Origin of the sequence: Cyclobacterium qasimii M12-11B, from assembly GCF_000427295.1 — a bacterium.
Classification (GTDB): Bacteria; Bacteroidota; Bacteroidia; order Cytophagales; family Cyclobacteriaceae; genus Cyclobacterium; species Cyclobacterium qasimii.
The window spans coordinates 1-864 of record NZ_ATNM01000121.1; the positions used below are offsets into that span (position 1 = coordinate 1).

Below are 864 nucleotides of genomic sequence, written 5' to 3' on the forward strand. Positions count from 1 at the left end.
TATCGCGGTGATCGCCTTTCTGCTCCCGCTGGCGAACGAGTTACTCGGCACTGTTGGCGGGTTGGGCTAACGCTGCGCCTCAGCGCCCGCTAGTCCCGCCAGCTGTGCTGAGGCACCCATCCGAGCATCCGCTCAGCCTTGGCGGTCGACGTGAGTGACGTGTTGACCCCGAGCTCGCCACGGACCTCGACGTTGGGGAACACCTCGGCGAGCAGCTCAGCATTCGGCCGCGACATGACGGTGTCGGCGGCGAAGATGTTGAAGACGTCATAGCCGGGGCGGGAGGTTTCCAGTGCTAAACGAATGGCGTTGGCGCCGTCGCGGGCATCGATGTAACCCCACAGGTTCCACGACCGTTGCCGCGCATCCGCATCGAAGCTCGGGAACTCGGCGTAGTCGGCCGGGTCCATCACATTCGAGAAGCGCAGCGCGCTGATGCTGAGCGAAGGATCCCAGCGCACAAACTTTTGCGCCATCTGCTCCTCAAGGTGCTTCACCATCGAATACGTCGACTCGGGGCGGGTCTCATACTCTTCATCGAGGGGGATGTAGGGCGGGGGAGTCTCGAACGGCAAACCCAGCACCGTCTCGCTCGACGCATACGCAATCGTGCGGATACCCAACCGCTTGCACGCCTGGAACACATTGAACGTGGCATTCATGTTGTTGTGGAAAGTTGCCACATCCGACCACAGCCCAGGGGCAGGGATGGCCCCAAGGTGGGCAACGGCATCCAAACCCTCATGACGATCATTGATGCCGGCCAGCGCATCCACCACTTGGCCCATAATCGGTGAGGTCAACATAGGTGAACTGGGTGCGGTCGGGGCCAGCCATATCAAGCACTGTCACCGTATGACCGGC

Annotated in this window: 1 protein-coding gene; it reads right to left on the reverse strand. The window is 61.7% G+C overall.

Going from position 1 to position 864, the window contains the following annotated elements; all coding sequences use genetic code 11:
- Positions 1 to 89: 89 nt before the first annotated feature.
- Entirely contained in the window at positions 90 to 788 is a 699-nt protein-coding gene (locus tag ADICYQ_RS31260) for an NAD-dependent epimerase/dehydratase family protein (protein WP_200861903.1), read from the reverse strand.
- Positions 789 to 864: the final 76 nt, after the last annotated feature.

Bases quoted from the DNA above. Each gene is read 5' to 3' on its own strand.
- ADICYQ_RS31260 (WP_200861903.1), bottom strand. From the start codon at position 788: ATGGGCCAAGTGGTGGATGCGCTGGCCGGCATCAATGATCGTCATGAG.